We start from the raw sequence: 19,967 nt of genomic DNA, 5'->3' as shown, positions 1-19,967 counted from the left end.
TCAATCCACGAATTCGGGTTTCTGCTTGCTCATATGGGCCGCGATGGCCACGCGCAGGTCGTTGGATTGCAACATAGCCGAGTTCCAGGTGGCAACGTATTCCAGACCATCTTTGACCGTATGGTCACGCATGTAGCTGACCATGGCCTTGGTGCCGGTCACGGCAATCGGCGATTTGGCGGCGATTTCATGGGCGATTTCCATCACCCCGGCCAACAGGCTTTCCTGATCGGCATACACGCGATTGACCAGGCCGATGTTGCGCGCTTCCTCGGCACCAAATTGGCGGCCCGTGTAAGCCAGCTCACGCAGCATGCCGTCGCCGATAATGCGCGGCAGGCGTTGCAGGGTGCCGACGTCGGCGGCCATGCCGATATCGATTTCCTTGATCGAAAACTGCGCACCCTCGGCGGCGTAGCGCATGTCGCAGGCGCTGATCAGGTCGATGGCGCCGCCGATGCAATAGCCCTGAATCGCCGCCAGTACAGGTTTGCGGCAGCTGTCCACGGCGTTGAACGAAGCTTGCAGCTCAAGGATTTTGCGCCGCAGCAGGCGCGCGTTGCGGCCCACGTCCTTGCCGAACTCGTTGGCCACCGAAGCCAGCATCATCAGGTCAATGCCGGAAGAAAAATGCTTGCCGGCCCCGCTGAGCACCACGGCGCGTACGGCATCGGTGTCTTCGACCCACTGGAAGATGTCGATGATTTCGGTCCAGAACGCCGCGTTCATGGCGTTGATCTTTTCCGGGCGGTTGATCTGCACATGGGCAACGTTTCCGGTGAGTTCGACGACGAAGGCTTGGTATTCGGACATGGCAGTGTTCCCTGACTGGCGAGTGATAAGGCCAGAACTATAACAAGGGAGTGTGACGGCGCATCGGCCAAAAACGGGACTGGCAAACGTAATGAAATGTTGTGGGCGAAGGCTTCATGGGGCGCCGATACATTTCACGCCGGAGCCGCAACTTATCGGCTATACAATCAGGGCCATTGCCTGGAGCCGTTTATGCCGTCCACGTTTCGTTCATCGTTGATTCTGGCCCTGGTGGTCGTGCTGACCGGCGTCGGCGCAGGCCTGGGCGGGATGCTGCTGGCGTTGCTGCTGCATGGCATACAACATTTGGCTTACGGCTACAGCCTCGACAGCCTGGTCAGCCACGAAACCTTCCTGCTGGGTGTGACGGCGGCCGCGCCCGAACGGCGCTTGCTGGTGCTGGTGATCTGCGGGCTGGTGGCCGGGCTCGGCTGGTGGACGATTTATCGCTATGGGCGCCCGCTGGTGAGCATCAAGCAGGCGGTGTCGGAAAAGATGCCGATCATGCCGCCCAAGACCACCCTCGCCCACGCTGTGCTGCAAATCATCACCGTGGCCCTTGGCTCGCCACTGGGGCGTGAAGTGGCGCCACGGGAAGTCGGCGCGCTGGCCGCTACGTGGCTGTCGCAGCGCGCACGGCTGACGCCGCCGATGCATCGCCTGATCGTCGCCTGCGGCGCCGGTGCGGGCCTGGCTGCTGTTTATAATGTGCCCCTGGGCGGCGCGGTGTTTGTGCTGGAAGTGCTGGTGGGCGCGTTCAGTTGGCCGGCGGCGGTCATTGCCCTGGCGACGTCGGCGATCGGAGCGTCAGTGGCATGGATCGGCTTGGGCGCGGAATCGCAATACGTGGTGCCGCACTTTGTACTGAGCCCCAGGCTGATCGCCTGGGCCGTGGTGTGCGGGCCGGTGTTCGGCCTGGCGGCGTACGGGTTTACCCGCCTGATGGGTGCCGCCCGGGCAAATGCAGCGCGCGGCTGGCGCTTGCCGGTGCTGTCGTTGATCAACTTCACGCTCATCGGCGGGCTGGCCATGCTGCTGCCGCAAATCCTCGGCAACGGCAAAGGCCCGGCGCAATTGGGTTTCGACAATGAACTGACCATTGGCCTGGCCGCGTTGCTGCTGGTGGTGAAGGTGCTGATCACCGCCAGCAGCCTGCGTGCGGGGGCCGAGGGCGGCCTGCTCACGCCCGGGCTGGCCAACGGCGCACTGCTGGCGATCATCCTCGGCGGCGCCTGGAGCCTGGTGTGGCCGGGCATTCCGCTGGGCGCCTTTGCGATCATCGGCGCGGCGGCGTTCCTGGCCGCCAGCATGAGCATGCCGTTGACGGCGATTGTGCTGGTGGCCGAATTCACGCGTATCGACCATGACTTTCTGGTGCCGATCATCCTGGCGGTGGTGGGCTCGATGTGCGTGAGCAAGTGGTGCCAGAACCGGGAAAGTGCTGGAAAAAAACCGGCCTAAGTACCATCCTTCGCGCTTTAAGCCGCCCCACCAGCGGCGCTCGACGTTCAAAGGAACCGCCATGCACGCCCAACCCCTCGCCCCCGCCGATTACGAATTCATCGAAGACACCCTGCTCAAGTACGGCGACGACCATTCCGTGCTGAACCTGGCCGAACTCGACGGCTACTTCACCGCACTGGTCTCAAGCCCCGCGCAAGTGGATGTCGGCGAGTGGTTCCCGGGGATTTTCGGCGGGCAGAACCCGAACTGGGAAAGCGCCGACGAAGCCCAGCGCTTCCTGGAACTGTGCGTGCGCCACATGAACACCCTCGCCGCGCAACTGGCCACCGACGCGCAAGGCTTCAAGGCACGCTTCGATGACACCGAGCATCAGGGCCAGGTCGTCACACTCGCCGAAGAATGGTGCTTCGGCTACATCCGTGGCGCCGCCATCGGCAACTGGCCAGAGATGCCCACCGAACAGGCCGCGCAACTGGAGAAAATCTCCTGGTGCGCCGAACAGGACAACTTCGAACTGCCCACCGACCTGGATGTAAACGCCCATCAACAACGCGTCAGCGAAATCGAACCGGCAGCGCGAGCGCTGCATGATTACTGGTTGGCAAAACGATAATTAGGCTTTTGCCCTGGCTTTTGATCTTGATCTTGATCTCAGGCGCCCCGTTAAAACACGCTGGCCGGAATTCGGCAGGGATTTGGGGGCACACCGAGCGTGAGCGAGGTGCCGAGTGTTGGGGCAAGAGCGTTTTGGTTACTTTGCCGCTTTTGCAAAGTGACCCGCCGTAAGGGCGGAATCAATCTCAGCCATCACCAAAAAAACGGATATGTACCCCGACAGACCGCCATCGCAGGCAAGCCAGCTCCCACAATCAGGCCGGTGTACACCCAATAACCCACGCATTACCACCCCACGCTCGACAAGCACCGCCGCTTTGCCCGATTATTCGGGTCCGCCCGCCGATCGTGCCTTGAATCAGGAGCCCTGTACCTTGAGTTCGCAGAAAACCGTGACCGTTACACCGCCCAATTTCCCCCTCACAGGCAAGGTCGCACCCCCCGGCTCCAAATCCATTACCAACCGCGCCCTGTTGCTGGCGGCCCTGGCCAAGGGCACCAGCCGTTTGAGCGGTGCGCTGAAAAGCGACGACACCCGCCACATGTCAGTAGCCCTGCGCCAAATGGGCGTGACCATCGACGAGCCGGACGACACCACCTTCGTCGTGACCGGCTCCGGCAAGCTGCAACTGCCCGCACAGCCGCTGTTTCTCGGCAACGCCGGCACGGCCATGCGCTTTCTCACTGCGGCCGTGGCCACCGTGCAAGGCACCGTGGTGCTGACCGGCGACGACTACATGCAAAAGCGCCCGATCGGCCCGCTGCTGACCACCCTCGGCCAGAACGGCATTCAGGTCGACAGCCCGACCGGCTGCCCGCCCGTGACCGTACATGGCGTGGGCAAGGTGCAGGCCAAGCGTTTCGAGATTGACGGTGGCTTGTCCAGCCAGTACGTATCGGCCCTGCTGATGCTCGCTGCCTGCGGCGAGGCGCCGATTGAAGTGGCGCTGACCGGCAAGGACATCGGCGCCCGTGGCTACGTGGACCTGACCCTGGACTGCATGCGCGCCTTCGGTGCGCAGGTCGAAGCGGTTGACGACACCACCTGGCGCGTGGCGGCCACCGGCTACACCGCCCATGACTACCTGATCGAACCCGACGCCTCGGCCGCCACCTACCTGTGGGCCGCTGAAGTGCTGACCGGCGGGCACATCGACATCGGCGTCGCCGCGCAAGACTTCACCCAACCGGACGCCAAGGCCCAGGCCGTGATCGCGCAGTTCCCGAACATGCAAGCCACGGTGGTCGGCTCGCAGATGCAGGACGCCATCCCGACCCTGGCGGTACTCGCCGCGTTCAACAACACGCCGGTGCGTTTCACTGAGCTGGCGAACCTGCGCGTCAAGGAATGTGACCGCGTGCAAGCGCTGCATGACGGCCTCAATGAAATCCGCCCGGGCCTGGCAACCATTGAAGGCGATGACCTGCTGGTGGCAAGCGACCCGGCGCTGGCCGGCACCTCGTGCAGCGCGCTGATCGACACCCATGCCGATCATCGCATCGCCATGTGCTTTGCCCTGGCGGGGCTGAAAGTCTCGGGTATCCGCATTCAGGACCCGGACTGCGTAGCCAAGACCTACCCTGAGTACTGGAACGCCCTGGGCAGCCTCGGGGTTGCACTGAGCTACTGAACCACCAGCGCCGCGATGGGGAGGGAAAGCACATGACACTTCGCCAACCCTGCCCGCCCGGCGCTTGCGTCTGCGAACGCGAGCAACTGCTTGAAGCGCCTGGCGCGGATGTGCGCATCCTCGGGCTGACACGTCAGGAAGAAAAGCGCCTGCTCGACCGCCTTGAAGACCTCAAAAGCCTGCAAGACCTGGAACATATGCAACAGCGGATGTTCGACCAGTTGGGCATCCGCGTGCATATCGCGCCAGGCCACACCGAAGTCAGAAGCATGCGCGGCATTCAGATAGTGATCGACGAACTGCCAGGCATGTGCCGCAAGACCCGGCAATCGATCCCGGCCGCAATTCGCCGAGGCCTGGAAAAACGCCCGGAAATTGCCTACCGCCTGCTGGACGCCCACGACCTGTTTGGCCAGGGATGAACTATCCGGCCACCGCTTCGCTTTCAAACAGGCCCTGACCCAAGGCGTGCGCCGTGTGCAGATGCGCCTGCGCCGTGCCGCTTTCCGAATCCAGCAGCAACTCGGACGTCACCACCTGCGCCCCGCAGTAATCAAAAACCCCGTAGTCGATCTGCGTGCGCATGGCCTTGGCGTAACCGTGGCGGTCAAACGCGCTGTCATCCGCCGCGCCGAGGGCCAGCAGGTGCACCTGCAGATGCCGCAGTTTCTTCACCACCGGCATGTCCGGGCCGTAGTCGATGGCCCAACCGTTGACGAACACGCGGTCAACCCAGCCTTTGAGCAGGGCCGGCATGGACCACCAGTAAATCGGGAAAGCCAGCACCAATGCGTCGGCACGCTCGATGCGCGCCTGCTCGGCCAGCACGTCGGCTGGCGGCGTGGCGCGCTCACGATGTACACGGTGGTCGGCAGCGCCGTAGCGCGGGTCAAATCCTTCGGCGGCGAGGTCGGCGATTTCAAAGGTGTGGCCGGCCGCCGTGAGGCCGGCGGCGACCTGTGCGGCCACGCTGTGGGTCAGGGATTTGGGGTCGTGATGGGCAACGACGATTAGAGCGTGCATGACATTGACTCCCTTTCGGTTTACGCTTGGGTTTAAGTTACCTTTGGTAACCTACCCACAGTAAGTTACTTTTGGTATATAAGCATGTCAAGCCATGAATCCCCCGCCCCGCGTCGCCGTTTATCCCGTGAAGATCGCTTGCGCCAATTGCTCGACGTGGCCTGGCAACTGGTGCGCGAAGAAGGCACCGAGGCCCTGACGCTGGGCCGCCTGGCTGAACTGGCCGGCGTGACGAAGCCGGTGGTCTATGACCATTTCGTCACCCGCGCCGGCTTGCTGGCCGCGCTGTATGAAGATTTCGACGGGCGCCAGGACCAGGTGTTTACCCAGGCCATTGCAGCCAGTGCTGCGACCCTGGACGACCGCGCCTGGGTGATTGCCGCGTCCTATGTCGACTGTGTGCTGCTGCAGGGCCGGGAAATTCCGGGGGTGATCGCCGCACTCAGCAGTTCGCCGGAGCTGGAAACCCTCAAGCGCCGTTACGAGGCGGTGTTTCTCGCCAAATGCCGCGATGCGCTGTCGCCCTTCGCGCTGGATGGCCAGGTGCCCCAGGCTGGACTGCGCGCCATGCTGGGCGCCGCCGAAGCCTTGTCCCACGCGGCGGCCAGCGGCGAGCTCAGCCGCGAAGAGGCGCAGCAGGAGCTGTTGGCGACGATTCTGGCGATGGTCAACCGCGGGCGCGGTTGAAAGAAGTTTCATGGAACACGGAATAAAGACTGACGACGGGTGTTTACCTGAGTACACCTTGTGACTCTCGCACAGGGCACTTAAAACCAAGAAAACCCCAGGAGCTCGTCATGCTGAAAAAACTCACCCTCGCCGCCGCCGTCATGCTCGCCTCGTCCATGGCCTTCGCCGCCCCTGCCGGCGTGGCCGACAGCGCCAAAGGCAAAGTGCTGGTCGACAGCAAGGGGATGACCCTCTACACCTTCGCCAAAGACAGCGCGGGCAAATCGGTGTGCACCGGCCAATGCCTGGCCAACTGGCCGGCGTTCACGGCCAAGGCCGACGCGAAAGATGCCGACGGCTACACCGTGATCAGCCGTGACGACGGCAGCAAGCAATGGGCCTACAAGGGCCAGGCGCTGTACACCTGGGTCAAGGACAGCAAGCCGGGTGACATCACCGGTGACGGCGTTGGCGGCAACTGGAACCTGGCCAAGCCATAACGCTTGAACCGCCCCTCCCCCTGTGGCGAGCGGGCTTGTTGTGGCGAGCGGGCTTGCCCCGCGTTGGGCCGCGTAGCGGCCCTAAAATCAGACACCGCGTCCTGCCAGGCAGAACGCGGTGTTTTTTATAGGGGCCGCTTCGCGGCCCAACGCGGGGCAAGCCCGCTCGCCACAAGAAGCCTGCTCACCACAAATGCTGAGTCAGCCTTGGCGCTCGCTCACAAACAACCGGGCCTTGCGCGTCAGTTGATCCAGGTGGCGGTCGCGCTGTTTCTCGGCATCGACCATCGCACGCTTGCCATGCTTGTTCAGCAGGTAGGTATGAATTTGCTGCACTTCCAATGAACGGTAGATTGGCGCCACCTCGAGCACGCCCATCAGGCCGTCGGTGCCGTAGTCGCGGGTGTTCATCAGTACCTGAGTGCCCCGCGCACCGCGCACTTGAAAGCCCATGGCCTCGAACACCGGCACTTTCTCCACCGCACAGGCCAGCTCGGCATGGGGATAGCGCGCCAGCACGTCCTGCAGCATCGCCCGCGCAACGCCCTGGCGCCGACGCGCGGCCTGCACCGCCATAAACGCGATGCCGCAGGCTTCAGGATCATCCTTCACCGGCAGGTACAGGCAAAACCCGATGACCTGTTCGTCTTCCACCGCCACCACCAATTCCACGGCAATGCCTTTGGCACCGTCCAACGCGTCGAGGTACAGGTGCACCTCAAAGCCAATGGCATATTGGTAAATGTTGTACAGCAGGTTGCTCGGCGGCAGCGCCACGCTGCTGATGTCGGTGAGGTTGTCCACCACCATCTGCAGGATCTGGCCATTGATGGGCTCGGGGCACGGCGTGGTGTAACGGGTAAGGCTGAACATGCAGATTCCTGGGGTTTCGCGTCAAGGCAGCGGCGATTGTACCTGTTGCGCGCAGACCTCGCGCAAACAGCCGCGCAGCCAGCGGTGGGCCAGGTCGGCGTCCAGGCGCGGGTGCCAGAGCATGGCCACGGTGAACGTGGGTATCGCTACCGGAAGCACGAAGCTGTGGAGGCCTTCCCGTTGGTGGGCGGTGTAGCGTTCGGGCACGCTGGCGATCAGGTCGGTGTCGCGGGCCAGCGCGATGGCGGTGGCAAACCCGGCGACGATGGTGCTGATGTCGCGCGTAAGGCCCTTTGCCTCCAGCGCCTCGTCGATCTGGCCACGGTCGAGCCCGCGCCTTGACACGTAGACGTGCCGGCCCTGGGCAAAACGCTGTGCAGTGACGGCGCCCCGACTCAACGAGTGACCGCTGCGCACGACACCCACCAGGCGATCCCGAAACAGCGCCTGCGTCAGGATCTCGGGGCTGGCATCGGGGTCGACCACGCCGATCACCAGGTCAACGCTGCCCTCGCGCAACAGCGCGTAATCCTTGTCGGTCTTGTTGACGAAGCGCAGGCGCACACCGGGGGCCTCGACGGCAATGCGCGCCAGCAACGCAGGGCCGAGGTTTTCGACAAACTCCTCACTGGCGCGCAGCGTGAAGGTACGCGCCACCTGCCCCAGGTCCAGCGTTTGCGCGGGCCGCAGCACCGCCTGTGCCTCCTGCACCAACCGGCTGACCTGCTCGCGCAGCGCCAGCGCCCGTGGTGTCGGCACCAGGCCGCGTCCGGCGCGCACCAGCAATGGGTCGCCGGTGGTTTCGCGCAGGCGCGCCAGCGCACGGCTCATGGCTGACGGGCTCAGTTGCAGGCGCTGGGCGGCGCGGGCAACGCTGCCTTCGGTGAGCAACACGTCCAGGGTGATCAACAGGTTCAAGTCGGGCATTGGCGCTCCTGATCAGGCGTTATACGCAGGTATTAACTGCAATCCATGCGTCTTCCGCCATGTTAGTCGGCGCCGTAGATTTGTGACAACTGCGTTCACCCAAGGAGTTCTTCCATGCAAACGTCTTCACGAGGCGCGCTGTTGAGCCTGTCCCTGTCCATGCTGCTCGCGTCACTGGGCACCAGCATTGCCAACGTCGGCCTGCCCGCGCTGGCGCAGGTGTTCGATGCGTCATTTCACGCGGTGCAGTGGGTGGTATTGGCCTACCTGCTGGCGATTACTGCGGTGATTGTCAGTGCAGGCCGTTTGGGCGACCGGCTGGGCCGCCGCCGCTTGCTGCTGTGCGGCCTTCTGCTGTTTGCCGTTGCCTGCGCGTTGTGTGGCGCAGCGCCGTCGTTGCCAGGGTTGGTGGCGGCACGTGTCCTGCAAGGCCTGGGTGCAGCGAGCATGATGGCGATGACCCTGGGGCTGGTCGGCGACACGGTCACCCAAGAGCGCACGGGCCGTGTGATGGGATTGCTCGGCACCATGTCCGCCGTCGGCACCGCCATGGGTCCCAGCGTCGGCGGGTTGCTGCTCAGCCTGTGGGGCTGGCGCGCGCTGTTCCTGGCGGGGCTGCCGCTGGGTGTGTTGGGCGCGGCCCTCGCCTGGCGTTACTTGCCGGTAGACCGGCCGGCCGAGCGGGCTACCACCCGCCCTTCCTTCTGGCAACCACTGAAAGACCCGGCCTTGCGTGCGGGCCTGGCGATGAGCGCACTGGTGTCGGCGGTGATCATGGCGACCTTTGTCGTGGGGCCGTTTTACCTTTCCCGAGGCCTGGAGCTGGCGCCCGCATGGATGGGCCTGGCCATGGCCGTCGGCCCCTGCGTCGCGGCGCTCACCGGTGTACCGGCCGGGCGCCTGACTGACCGCCTCGGCAGCCAGCGCATGACCCTCGCCGGTTTGAGCGTCATGGCCACCGGCGCCCTGCTGCTGTCGCTGGCCTCGGGGCTGGTGGCCTACCTCGCGTCACTGGTCATCCTCACCGCGGGGTACAGCCTGTTTCAGGCGGCCAACAACACGGCGGTGATGAGCGATGTGCAACCGGCACGGCGCGGCACGATCTCCGGCCTGTTGAACCTCTCGCGCAATCTTGGGCTGATTGTCGGGGCCTCGGCCCTGGGCGCGGTGTTTGCCTGGGCCTGCCCGGACGTGACCCAGGCGACACCGCCAGACGTGGCGAATGGCCTGCACGTAACGTTCAGCGTGGCACTCGCCCTGATCCTCCTCGCCGGCACCTTCGCCTGGGGCCGCAACAGCGCCGCCAGTTGCCCGCAAAACACCCGTTGAGGCAAAAAAACAAAAAAGGCGTTGCGCCAGACCGGGTTACATCGCGCATCATGGGCACTTTCAAGCACAAGGGTAACGTCCATGCGCGTGCTGTCATTGATGATGGGTCTTACGACGCTGGCCGCCAGTATGGCGTTCTGCGCCAGCGCGATGGCGAATGAAGAAAGTCAGTTGGTGCAACAGATCAACCAATACCGCAGCCAGGTACAACGCTGCGGCGACCAGGGTTCCCAGGAGCTGCCGCCGCTGGCCAGCGACACACGGCTGGTGCTGCCGGCCACCAATGTCGGTGATTTGCAGCAGGCTCTGGCGCGGGCTGCGTACCCGATGGTCAACGTGCAGGCCATCAGCCTGTCGGGCCCCAAAGATGCCCAGGCTGCCATGAAAGCTGTGCGCGAAAGCTTCTGCCGCGTGGTGCTCGACCCGCAATTTGTCGACATCGGCGTGAGCAACAGCGGCCAGGACTGGCGCATCGTGCTCGCCCGCCCGCTCCTCACCAGCGGCCTCGGCGACTGGCAGACCGAAGGCAAGCAGCTGCTGACGCTGATTAACGCCGCCCGTGAACAACCGCGCCAGTGCGGCACCCAGGCGTTCGCCGCGACCACGCCGCTGTCGTGGAACGACGACCTTGCCAACGCCGCCAACAGCCACACGCGCAACATGGCCAACGGCAACTTTTTCGACCACCTCGACCACGACGGCCGCACCCCCGGCGACCGCGCCGAACTGGCCGGGTATATCGCGAAGAACATCGGCGAAAACATCGCCGCCGGCCTCGACACCCCGCGCAAGGTGGTGGACGGCTGGCTCGCCAGCCCCGGCCATTGCGCCAACCTGATGAACCCGCAATTTCGTGAATTGGGCGCCGCCTACGCGATGGACCCCAAGAGTGACGCGGGCATTTACTGGACGGGGGTTCTGGGTTCGCAATAGTGGCGCGGCTGTTGAATAGGCATCAAATTGCCATCTCGTGGATAATCCCACTGAACTGGCAACGGGCCTCCCTGTCTGTTGCTCAATGCCACGACAGATTCATGCGTGTTCAAGACCGCTGTAGATAAGGTGTTCACCCCATGATGAATTGGCTGCAAAGCAGCAGCGACATGGCCGAGCAGGTTCGCCTGCATGATTGGGCCAGCACGCCCCTGGGGCCCTTGGAACACTGGCCGGATGTGCTTAAAACCACCGTCGCACTGTGCTTTGCGTCGAGCTTCCCCCAGTCGATCATCTGGGGGCCGTCCATGACCCTGCTCTACAACGACGCCGCCATTCCGATCCTCGGCGACAAGCCCTACGCCCTGGGCCGCCCGTTCAACGAGGTGTGGCAGGAAGTCTGGGAGGAAGTGCGCCCCATCGCCCAGGCGGCTTTCGAAGGGCACGCCACTTACGTGGAAAACTACCCGCTGGTGATCGAGCGCGGTGCCGGCCCGGAACAAACCTACTTTACCTTTTGCTACAGCCCCATCCGCGACCCGCTGGGCAAAGTGGTGGGCATGCTCAATACCGTCACCGAAACCACCGCGACGGTATTCCTGGCACGGCGCCTGGCAGTGTTGGACGCGATCGGCAGCGGCGTGGCCAATGCCACCGATGCCGAAGCCATCATGACCATCACCACCCGCCTTTTGGCCGAGCACTTGAACGTCTCCAACTGCGCCTACGCCGACATGGACGCCGATGAAGACGGCTTCACCATTCGCGGCAATTGGGCGGCACCGGGTTCGCCGAGCATTGTGGGGCGCTACAGCCTGGCATCATTCGGCGCGCGGGCGGTTCGGCAATTGCACGCCGGCGAAGCGCTGGTGATCCGTGACAACCGCGTGGAGTTCGCCCCCAAAGAGTCCGCCAGCTACCAGGCATTGGGCGCTACCGCCACGGTGTGTTTCCCGCTGATCAAGGACGGCCGCCTGACTGCGCTGATGGCCGTGCACGACAAGGCCGCCCGCGCCTGGTCGCCCTATGACCTGGCGCTGGTGGGCGAAGTCACCGAGCGCTCCTGGGCGCATATCGAACGCGTGCGTGCCGATGCCGCCGTGCGTGAGGGCCTGGCGGCGATTACCGAGCTCAATGCCACGCTGGAGCAGCGCGTGGAAGAACGCACCACCGCGCTGACCCAGGCCGAGGCTGCGCTGCATCAGTCGCAAAAACTGGAAGCCATCGGCCAGTTGACCGGCGGCGTGGCCCACGACTTCAACAATTTCCTGACCATCATTCGTTCATCGATGGATTTTCTGCGCCAGCCTCACCTGTCCGAGGAACGCCGGCAACGCTATATGAGCGCGGTGTGCGACACCGTGGAGCGCGCCAGCAAACTCACCAGCCAGTTGCTTGCCTTCGCCCGGCGCCAGCCGCTGAACCCGGAAGTGTTCGATGTGTGCCTGCGGGTGCGCAATATCGGCGAAATGCTCGAAAGCCTGACGGGCGCGCGCATTCATGTGCAGATCGAGTTGCCCGAACAGCCCTGCCATGTGCGCGTCGATTCAAGCCAGTTCGAAACCGCGCTGATCAACATCGCCCTCAACGCACGAGACGCCATGGATGGCCAGGGCACCCTGTGCCTGAGGGTGGCGAACGTGGTGGCTCTGCCACGCATCCGCGGTGATGCCGAAGCGCGCCAGCCGTTTGTGGCGATTGCCTTGGCGGACACGGGCGTCGGCATTCCGCCCGACAGGTTCGAGCGCATTTTCGAGCCGTTCTTTACCACCAAAGCCGTGGGCAAAGGCACCGGCCTCGGGCTTTCGCAGGTATTCGGGTTTGCCAAGCAGTCCGGCGGCAACGTCGACGTGGCCAGCACCGTCGGCCAGGGCACCACCTTTACCCTTTACCTGCCCGCCGTGGAGTCGCCGGTCTCCGCGACCCTACCCGTCGCCGAAGAAAGCTGCCCGACAATCGACGCCGCGCTGCGCCACATTCTGGTGGTGGAAGACAACCTGGAAGTCGGCCGTTTCGCCAACCAGATTTTGCAGGACCTGGGCTACCAGACCACGTGGGCCACGGATGCCGAACAAGCGCTGGCCCTCGCCGGCGCGGACGTGGCAGGTTTCGATGCAGTGTTCTCGGACGTGGTGATGCCCGGCATGACCGGCGTGGCGCTGGCACGGCTGCTGCGCCAGCGCCGGGCCGATTTGCCGGTGGTGCTCACCTCGGGCTACAGCGAAGAGCTGGCAGACAGCGGCTACGAAGGCTTCGAGTTCCTCGCCAAGCCCTACTCCGCCGAACAGGTGGCGCGGGTGCTGGCCAAGTCAATGCAGCGCGACTGAGGGTTATTCCGCCACGGCAACCTGGTTGCGCCCCAGGGCCTTGGCGCGATACAGCGCCTTGTCGGCGGTGTTCATCAGGCTGTGCAGGTCTTGATCCAGGCTGCGGGTGGAGGCCACGCCCAGGCTGGCAGTGAGCCCCTGCACCGGCTCGGAGGCCAGCCCGGAAATCGCCTTGACCAGTTGCTCGGCGATGTCCCGCGCCGTTTCCAGCGAGGTATTGGGCAGCAACACCGCAAACTCTTCGCCGCCCAGACGCCCGTACACATCGGCCTGGCGAAACGACGCGCTGATCACCCCACCGATCTGGCGCAACACCTGGTCGCCGGCCTGGTGGCCGTAGGTGTCGTTGATGTCCTTGAAGTGGTCCATGTCCAGCATCAGTGCGCACAGGGGTTGGCGATTGTGACGGCATTGTGCGTACAACAGGTGGGCATGTTCGAAGAACGCGCGACGGTTCATTAACCCGGTCAGCTCGTCGGTCTGGGCGGCGCGCGTGGAAATATTGTGCGCACGCTCCATCTGGCGGGTCAGGCGGAAGGCTTTTTCCAGAGCATCGGACAATTTGCGCGTGGCGCTGACCACAAAGGTCGAGAACACCAGCACCGCCACGGCCACCCCCACTTGCATGGAGGATGGCTGAAACAGCAGCCACAGCGTACAGGGTAACAGCACTAGGGCTATGGAGCCGAGGGTCATGTAGCGGTAGGCCGAATAACAAGAGACCGCGCTGACCGACATGCCCACGGTAAACAGCATGACCAGCACCTGGGAAACGCGGTCGTCGGTTGGCATCACCGCCAGGGCGCCAATGCCCCACACACCGGCGGACAGCATCAAGGTGACCCAGTAACGGCGTTCCCAGCGGTCCGGCGTGCGGTCGATGTTCGGGCAGCGGAACCAGTCCATGAACATCTTGATGCGCAGCAGTGACGTCACCGCCAGCACCGACAGCCAGACCAGCATGACGTGGTGGTCGAAGCGGTCCCAGCACAGCCAGCACAGCATGACAGCGCCCAGGTAACTGCCGAAAATCGCGGCGAACGATTGGCGAAACAGCTGGTGCAAACGGTCGGTTCGCACCTGCTCCTCGATAAAGCCATCCTGGTCCTGCCCATGCCCAAGGCCGTTCATGAAATCCGCCTGTTTCAACTGCCACGACAAAGGCGCCATTGTGGCACCCTGCCAGTAGCGCGGACAACAGAATCCGCCACGGTAGAGCCCTTAATCGGCCTGCGGTCGAAGAATCAGCACGCCCAGCGGCGGCAAATTCAGTGACAGCGACACCGGTTGCCCATGGCGCGGTTCATCAACTGTAAACACCTCGCCGCCGTTGCCGTAGTTGGAACCGGCATACATATCGGCGTCACTGTTGATCACCTCGCTCCAGCGCCCGGCAAAGGGCACACCCACGGAATAAGCCTCACGCGGCACGGGGGTGAAGTTGGCCACCACCAGCACCGGCTTGCCGTCCTTGCTCCAGCGCAACCAAGCGTAGACGCTGTTGATCGCATCGTCGCCGATCAGCCACTGGAACCCCTGCGGCGCGTCGTCCTGCTCGTGCAGTGCGGGTTCGTCGCGGTACAGGCGGTTGAGGTCGCCGACCAGTTTCTGCACGCCCTGGTGTTCCGGGTATTGCAGCAGGTACCAGTCCAGTTGCTGGTCGTGGTTCCATTCGCGCCACTGGCCGAATTCGCAGCCCATGAACAGCAGCTTTTTGCCGGGGTGCATCCACATGAACGCCAGGTAAGCGCGCAGGTTGGCGAATTTCTGCCAGCGGTCGCCGGGCATCTTGTCGATCAGCGAATGTTTGCCGTGCACCACTTCGTCGTGGGAAATCGGCAGGATGAAGCGTTCCGACCAGGCATACACCAAACCGAAACTCAGCTCATTGTGATGATGGGCGCGGTACACCGGGTCCTGCTGGATGTAATGCAGCGAGTCGTGCATCCAGCCCATGTTCCACTTGTAATTGAAGCCCAGACCGCCCTGCTGCGTGCTCTGGCTGACCCCCGGCCACGCCGTGGACTCTTCGGCGATCACCAGCGCGCCCGGTGCCTCCAATGCCACCACATCGTTCAGATGCCGCAGGAAGTCGATGGCTTCCAGGTTCTCGCGCCCACCGTGGCGATTGGGCACCCACTCGCCCGCCTTGCGCGAATAGTCGCGGTACAACATCGACGCCACGGCATCCACCCGCAGGCCGTCGACATGGAAATGCTTGAGCCAGTGCAGTGCCGACGCCAGCATGAAACCGTGCACTTCGGTGCGGCCCAGGTTGTAGATCAGCGTGTCCCAGTCCTGATGAAAGCCTTCCAGCGGGTTGGCATATTCATACAGTGCCGTGCCATCGAACTGCGCCAGCCCGTGGGTATCGGTGGGGAAATGCGCCGGTACCCAATCCAGAATCACGCCGATATTGGCCTGGTGCAGGGCATTGACGAAAAACCCGAAGTCCTCAGGCGAACCGAAGCGCGCACTCGGGGCGAACTGCGACAACGCCTGGTAACCCCAGGAGCCGCCGAACGGGTGCTCCATGATCGGCATCAGTTCGATGTGGGTGAAACCCAACTGCTGCACATACGGAATCAGGCGCTCGGCCAGCTCGCGCCAGCCATATTGGCGGGACACTTCGCCCGCCTCATCCAGCTCGCACTGCCAGGAGCCTACGTGCAATTCATAAATGGACAGCGGCGCGGTGGTTTTTTGCCGTTCCGTGCGCGACTGCATCCATTCATGGTCCTGCCAGTCCACCTGCAACGGTGCAGCGACTTTGGACGCCGTGTCAGGCGGCAACTGGGTTGCCAGTGTCATGGGGTCGGCCTTGAGCGGCAGAATTCCGTGGGTACCGAGGATTTCGTATTTGTAGGCCGCGCCCGCCTGCAGGCGTGGGATAAAGATTTCCCACACGCCGGACGGATGCCGCAAACGCATCGGATGACGGCGACCGTCCCAGACATTGAAATCGCCCACCACTGACACGCGCCGGGCATTCGGCGCCCACACGGCAAAACGCACGCCGTCCACGCCATCGACGGTGGTCACTTGCGCCCCCAGACAGCTGCTGAGGTCGCGGTGGTTGCCTTCGGCAAACAGGTACAAATCCATCTCACCCAGCAACAGTTGGTTGAAACTGTAGGGGTCTTCGGTGATTTGCTCGCCACCGGCCCACTGGATTTTCAGCAGGTAGCGCTGGCGCGTGGTGAAATGCCCGACAAACAGGCCCGGCACTTGAGTCGCCTCGAGCGTGCCGATCGGCTCACCGCCGTCACGGGCGAGCACCTGAACGCTGAGCGCTTCAGGCAAAAACGCACGGATAAACTGGCCGCCCTGTTCATCATCATGCGGCCCGAGAATCGAGAACGGGTCGTGGTGTTCGGCGCGGACCAATGCTTCAACGTCTTTGGGCGCCGGCATTGCAGTCAGCTTCGCTTGCAGCGGTTCTTTATGTGTAAAGCTCATGACGTCTCCTCACCGCGTGCAGTCTTCGATATAGGTATGAGCCCGCGGAGCAGGCCGTGCAAACCTTGCAACGGCACCGGCAACCAGGTCGGGCGATTTTCCGCTTCGTAAGCCACTTCGTACGCGGCCTTCTCCAGGCTGAACAACGTCAGCGCTGCGTCCTGGCCTTTGGCATCCTGCCAGTCATGCGCCAGTGTAGACGTAGCCTGATGATAAGCCTGGATAAATGCCGCGCGCGCTTCACTCAAATAACGCTCGGTCACGCGTTTGCGGGCAGTGTCCGCCTCGGGCGATTGATCAACGCCTTGCACATTCAGGGCCATGGCCGCCGCGTAATCGAACGAGCGCAGCACGCCACTCACATCTTTATACGGGCTGTGCTTGCCGCGCCGTTCGTGCAGCGGCCGCGCCGGCTCGCCCTCAAAGTCGATCAAATAGGCATCACCCTTCACCACCAACACCTGGCCCAGGTGCAAGTCACCGTGGACACGAATCCGCAAGCCGCCCGCCGTGGCTTTCGCCAACGCCTGAACATGGCTGCCGATAACTTTTTTCTGCGCCAGCAGTTCACTGACCAACGCCTGATCAGCAGGGTTCAACCGGGTTTGATGAAGTTTCAGTAATTGCAGCGCGCGATCGATCTGTGCGCCCACATCCCTGGCCCAGGCTTGGGTGTCCCTGGCCGTGGTGACCTCGGGCTTGAAGTCTTTGTCTGTGGTCTTGGCCGCCAGCACGCCATGCATCTCACCCAGGCGCCGGCCCAGCAAACCGGCAAAGTCCTGCAGCTCGCCGAGGGCGTTGTAATGCTGTTCCTGCTCGGACATGGCCTCGGCCAGCTCATCGCGAATCGCCCGTTCCAGGCTGTTTTGCGTCCAGGCCCAGGCGTCACCCTGATTGCTCAAATAGCCTTGGGCGATCATCAGCAGGTTGTCCTGCCCTGCCCCGTCGCGGCGCACCATCGACCCCAGCAGCGGCGAGATATTCGGGTAGCCGGCGGCGGTCAGGTAAGCGCTCATTTCCAGCTCCGGGTGCACCCCGCTGCTGACTTTGCGGATCAGTTTGAGCACCAGGCTTTCACCCACCACCACCGAACTGTTGGACTGCTCGGCCGAGAGATAACGCACGTCCGATTCGTCCGTCAGTTGCAAGCCCGCCAAGTGCTGCGTGGCTTCAAACCGCAGCTCGCCATCATCCGACTGCAACACCGTACCGGCCTGCAGGCCCTGGATGACCGCGCGAATGAAGGGCTCAAGGCTGAAGGCATCGGTGACCAACCCCACCTGCCGCGTGCGACGTACGCGGGCCAACGCCAGCTGTTGCGGCAAGGCGCTGGTGAACTGATCTTCGCCGAGAAAGCCGAATGGCAGCTGATAACGGCTGACCTGCCCGCCACTGGTGACCTCGATTTCACTGAGCAGTACCGGGTGCTGGGGGTCACCAAACCTTACGCCATAGGCGATATGCACCTGTTCGATGGCCGCATCCTTGCCGGCGAACCAGCGCCGCTTGGGCAACCAGGCCGGCAGCGACGTGTGCTCCAGGCTGGTGCGACACGGTTCTTCAAGCAACTCTTCCATGCGTTTTTTCAAGACCAGGGTGGTGAAGTCCGGCATGCTTTGCGCCGGTTCCACATGCCAGCTGGGCATCTGGTTTTCCGCTGCCAGCACGAACCAATAAAAGCCATAGGGCGCGAGGGTCAGCAGAAAATTCAACTGGCCAATCGGCGGGAAGGCATTGCCGCCGAGCATCTCCACCGGAACCATGCCCGCAAACGCTGACAGGTCCAGCTCGGCCGCCTGGGCACTGCGCGACACGTTGGCCACGCACAGAATGATCTCGGTACGCCCGTCGTCTCCGGTAAATTCGCGGGTATAGGCCAGAATGCGCCGGTTGCTCGGCGAGAGCATTTTCAAGCTGCCCCGACCAAACGCCTTGGACTGCTTGCGCACGGCGAGCATGCGCCGGGTCCAGTTCAGCAACGAATGCGGGTCCTGGGTCTGGGTCTCGACATTGACCGATTGAAACCCGTAGAGCGGGTCCATGATCGGCGGCAACACCAGGCTGGCCGGGTCGGCGCGGGAGAAGCCGCCATTACGGTCGATGGACCACTGCATCGGCGTGCGCACCCCGTCGCGGTCGCCCAGATAAATGTTGTCGCCCATGCCAATTTCATCGCCGTAATACAGGGTCGGGGTGCCGGGCATCGACAATAGCAAGCTGTTGAGCAGCTCGACGCGGCGGCGGTCGCGCTCCATCAAGGGTGCGAGACGCCGCCGAATGCCCAGGTTGATGCGCGCGCGGCGGTCAGCGGCGTAGTAATTCCACAGGTAATCGCGCTCTTTGTCGGTGACCATTTCCAGGGTCAGCTCATCGTGGTTGCGCAGGAAAATGGCCCACTGGCAGTTGGCGGGAATCTCCGGGGTCTGGCGCAGAATGTCGGTGATGGGGAAGCGATCTTCCTGGGCCAGGGCCATGTACATGCGCGGCATCAGCGGAAAATGGAAGGCCATGTGGCACTCATCGCCGTCATCGCCTTTTTTATCGCCGAAATACAGCTGCGTGTCTTCGGGCCATTGGTTGGCTTCAGCCAGCAACATGCGGTCGGGGTAATGGGCATCGATCTCGGCGCGGATCTGTTTGAGCACATCGTGGGTTTCAGGCAGGTTCTCGTTGTTGGTGCCGTCGCGTTCGATCAGGTACGGAATGGCGTCCAGCCGCAGGCCGTCGATGCCCATGTCCAGCCAGTAGCGCATCACCGACAGCACAGCTTTCATGACTTGCGGGTTGTCGAAATTCAGGTCCGGCTGGTGGGAATAGAAGCGGTGCCAGAAGTACTGGCCGGCGACCGGGTCCCAGGTCCAGTTGGACTTCTCGGTGTCGAGGAAAATGATGCGGGTGCCGTCGTATTTCTGATCGTCGTCGGACCACACGTAAAAGTCCCGCGCCGCCGAGCCGGGTTTGGCCTTGCGCGCGCGCTGAAACCAGGGGTGCTGGTCGGAGGTGTGGTTGATCACCAGCTCGGTAATTACCCGCAGCCCGCGCTTGTGGGCCTCGGCGATAAAGCGTTTGGCGTCGGCCAGGGTGCCGTAGTCGCTGTGCACGCCACGGTATTCGGCAATGTCATAGCCGTCGTCGCGCCTTGGCGAGGGGTAGAACGGCAGCAGCCAGATCGTGTTCACACCCAGGTCGGCGATGTAGTCGAGCTTGGCGATCAGGCCGGGAAAGTCGCCGATACCGTCGTTATTGGAGTCGAAATAGGATTTGACATGCACCTGGTAGATCACCGCGTCCTTGTACCAGAGCGGGTCTTTGATAAAGGTGGAGGGGCTGGGTTTCTTCGCCATTGGAAACTCCTGAAGAATTCATGGAGATCGTTCCCACGCTCTGCGTGGGAACGCCTCTTG

The 19,967-nt window shown here is 63.2% G+C and carries 16 protein-coding genes; 9 read left to right on the top strand and 7 right to left on the bottom strand.

From position 1 onward, the window contains the following. Window positions 1-813 carry a crotonase/enoyl-CoA hydratase family protein gene (locus tag ATI14_RS21190; protein ID WP_016969137.1) on the bottom strand — a complete coding sequence of 271 codons (813 nt, stop codon included), beginning with the start codon at window positions 811-813 and terminating at the stop codon, window positions 1-3. Between the two features lie 192 nt (window positions 814-1,005). Here ATI14_RS21190 and ATI14_RS21185 point away from each other — a divergent pair, with 192 nt between their 5' ends. The 4 genes from ATI14_RS21185 to ATI14_RS21170 all read left to right on the top strand — a co-directional run bounded on the left by ATI14_RS21185 (window position 1,006) and on the right by ATI14_RS21170 (window position 4,945). After that, complete coding sequence (locus tag ATI14_RS21185; protein ID WP_016969138.1) at window positions 1,006-2,274, top strand: chloride channel protein; 1,269 nt, start codon at window positions 1,006-1,008, stop codon at window positions 2,272-2,274. Window positions 2,275-2,335: 61 nt separating this feature from the next. After that, complete coding sequence (locus tag ATI14_RS21180; protein WP_016969139.1) at window positions 2,336-2,890, top strand: UPF0149 family protein; 555 nt, start codon at window positions 2,336-2,338, stop codon at window positions 2,888-2,890. Window positions 2,891-3,266: 376 nt separating this feature from the next. Next, window positions 3,267-4,523 (top strand): 3-phosphoshikimate 1-carboxyvinyltransferase, encoded by a 1,257-nt coding sequence (gene aroA / locus ATI14_RS21175; RefSeq protein ID WP_016969140.1) that lies wholly within the window; start codon window positions 3,267-3,269, stop codon window positions 4,521-4,523. A 32-nt stretch (window positions 4,524-4,555) separates the two neighbouring features. Beyond that, window positions 4,556-4,945, top strand: a complete 390-nt coding sequence (locus ATI14_RS21170) for a hypothetical protein (protein ID WP_016969141.1) — start codon at window positions 4,556-4,558, stop codon at window positions 4,943-4,945. A 1-nt stretch (window position 4,946) separates the two neighbouring features. On the opposite strand, the gene ATI14_RS21165 is transcribed toward ATI14_RS21170, so the two are convergent. Further along, a complete protein-coding gene (locus ATI14_RS21165) occupies window positions 4,947-5,546 on the bottom strand; it encodes an NAD(P)H-dependent oxidoreductase (protein WP_016969142.1) in 600 nt (199 codons plus the stop codon). An 84-nt stretch (window positions 5,547-5,630) separates the two neighbouring features. Between ATI14_RS21165 and ATI14_RS21160 the strand changes: the two genes are divergently transcribed. Next, window positions 5,631-6,233, top strand: a complete 603-nt coding sequence (locus tag ATI14_RS21160) for a TetR/AcrR family transcriptional regulator (RefSeq protein WP_016969143.1) — start codon at window positions 5,631-5,633, stop codon at window positions 6,231-6,233. Between the two features lie 110 nt (window positions 6,234-6,343). Next, window positions 6,344-6,715, top strand: a complete 372-nt coding sequence (locus ATI14_RS21155) for a COG4315 family predicted lipoprotein (protein ID WP_016969144.1) — start codon at window positions 6,344-6,346, stop codon at window positions 6,713-6,715. Between the two features lie 201 nt (window positions 6,716-6,916). On the opposite strand, the gene ATI14_RS21150 is transcribed toward ATI14_RS21155, so the two are convergent. Together ATI14_RS21150 and ATI14_RS21145 are read right to left on the bottom strand one after the other, a co-directional pair. Next, window positions 6,917-7,588: a GNAT family N-acetyltransferase gene (locus ATI14_RS21150; RefSeq protein WP_016969044.1), complete on the bottom strand. Its 672-nt coding sequence runs from the start codon at window positions 7,586-7,588 to the stop codon at window positions 6,917-6,919. 21 nt (window positions 7,589-7,609) lie between these two features. Then, complete coding sequence (locus ATI14_RS21145; protein WP_016969045.1) at window positions 7,610-8,515, bottom strand: LysR family transcriptional regulator; 906 nt, start codon at window positions 8,513-8,515, stop codon at window positions 7,610-7,612. Between the two features lie 114 nt (window positions 8,516-8,629). Between ATI14_RS21145 and ATI14_RS21140 the strand changes: the two genes are divergently transcribed. From ATI14_RS21140 to ATI14_RS21130, 3 genes are all read left to right on the top strand, one after another. Next, complete coding sequence (locus ATI14_RS21140; protein ID WP_031319409.1) at window positions 8,630-9,844, top strand: MFS transporter; 1,215 nt, start codon at window positions 8,630-8,632, stop codon at window positions 9,842-9,844. Window positions 9,845-9,925: 81 nt separating this feature from the next. Then, window positions 9,926-10,777 (top strand): CAP domain-containing protein, encoded by an 852-nt coding sequence (locus tag ATI14_RS21135; RefSeq protein ID WP_016969046.1) that lies wholly within the window; start codon window positions 9,926-9,928, stop codon window positions 10,775-10,777. Window positions 10,778-10,917: 140 nt separating this feature from the next. Next, a complete protein-coding gene (locus ATI14_RS21130) occupies window positions 10,918-13,104 on the top strand; it encodes a GAF domain-containing hybrid sensor histidine kinase/response regulator (RefSeq protein WP_016969047.1) in 2,187 nt (728 codons plus the stop codon). 3 nt (window positions 13,105-13,107) lie between these two features. On the opposite strand, the gene ATI14_RS21125 is transcribed toward ATI14_RS21130, so the two are convergent. The 3 genes from ATI14_RS21125 to treS are packed head-to-tail and all read right to left on the bottom strand — an operon-like array spanning window position 13,108 to window position 19,907. After that, complete coding sequence (locus ATI14_RS21125) at window positions 13,108-14,274, bottom strand: GGDEF domain-containing protein (protein WP_080520096.1); 1,167 nt, start codon at window positions 14,272-14,274, stop codon at window positions 13,108-13,110. Window positions 14,275-14,325: 51 nt separating this feature from the next. Beyond that, entirely contained in the window at window positions 14,326-16,563 is a 2,238-nt protein-coding gene (gene glgB / locus ATI14_RS21120; RefSeq protein ID WP_080520097.1) for a 1,4-alpha-glucan branching protein GlgB, read from the bottom strand. Further along, window positions 16,560-19,907 (bottom strand): maltose alpha-D-glucosyltransferase, encoded by a 3,348-nt coding sequence (treS, locus tag ATI14_RS21115; RefSeq protein ID WP_080520098.1) that lies wholly within the window; start codon window positions 19,905-19,907, stop codon window positions 16,560-16,562. Before treS ends, glgB begins: the two co-directional genes overlap by 4 nt. Between the last annotated feature and the right edge of the window lie 60 nt (window positions 19,908-19,967).

The organism is Pseudomonas tolaasii NCPPB 2192 (assembly GCF_002813445.1).
Lineage (GTDB): Bacteria > Pseudomonadota > Gammaproteobacteria > Pseudomonadales > Pseudomonadaceae > Aquipseudomonas > Aquipseudomonas tolaasii.
This window is presented reverse-complemented; position numbering and strand designations above follow the sequence as displayed.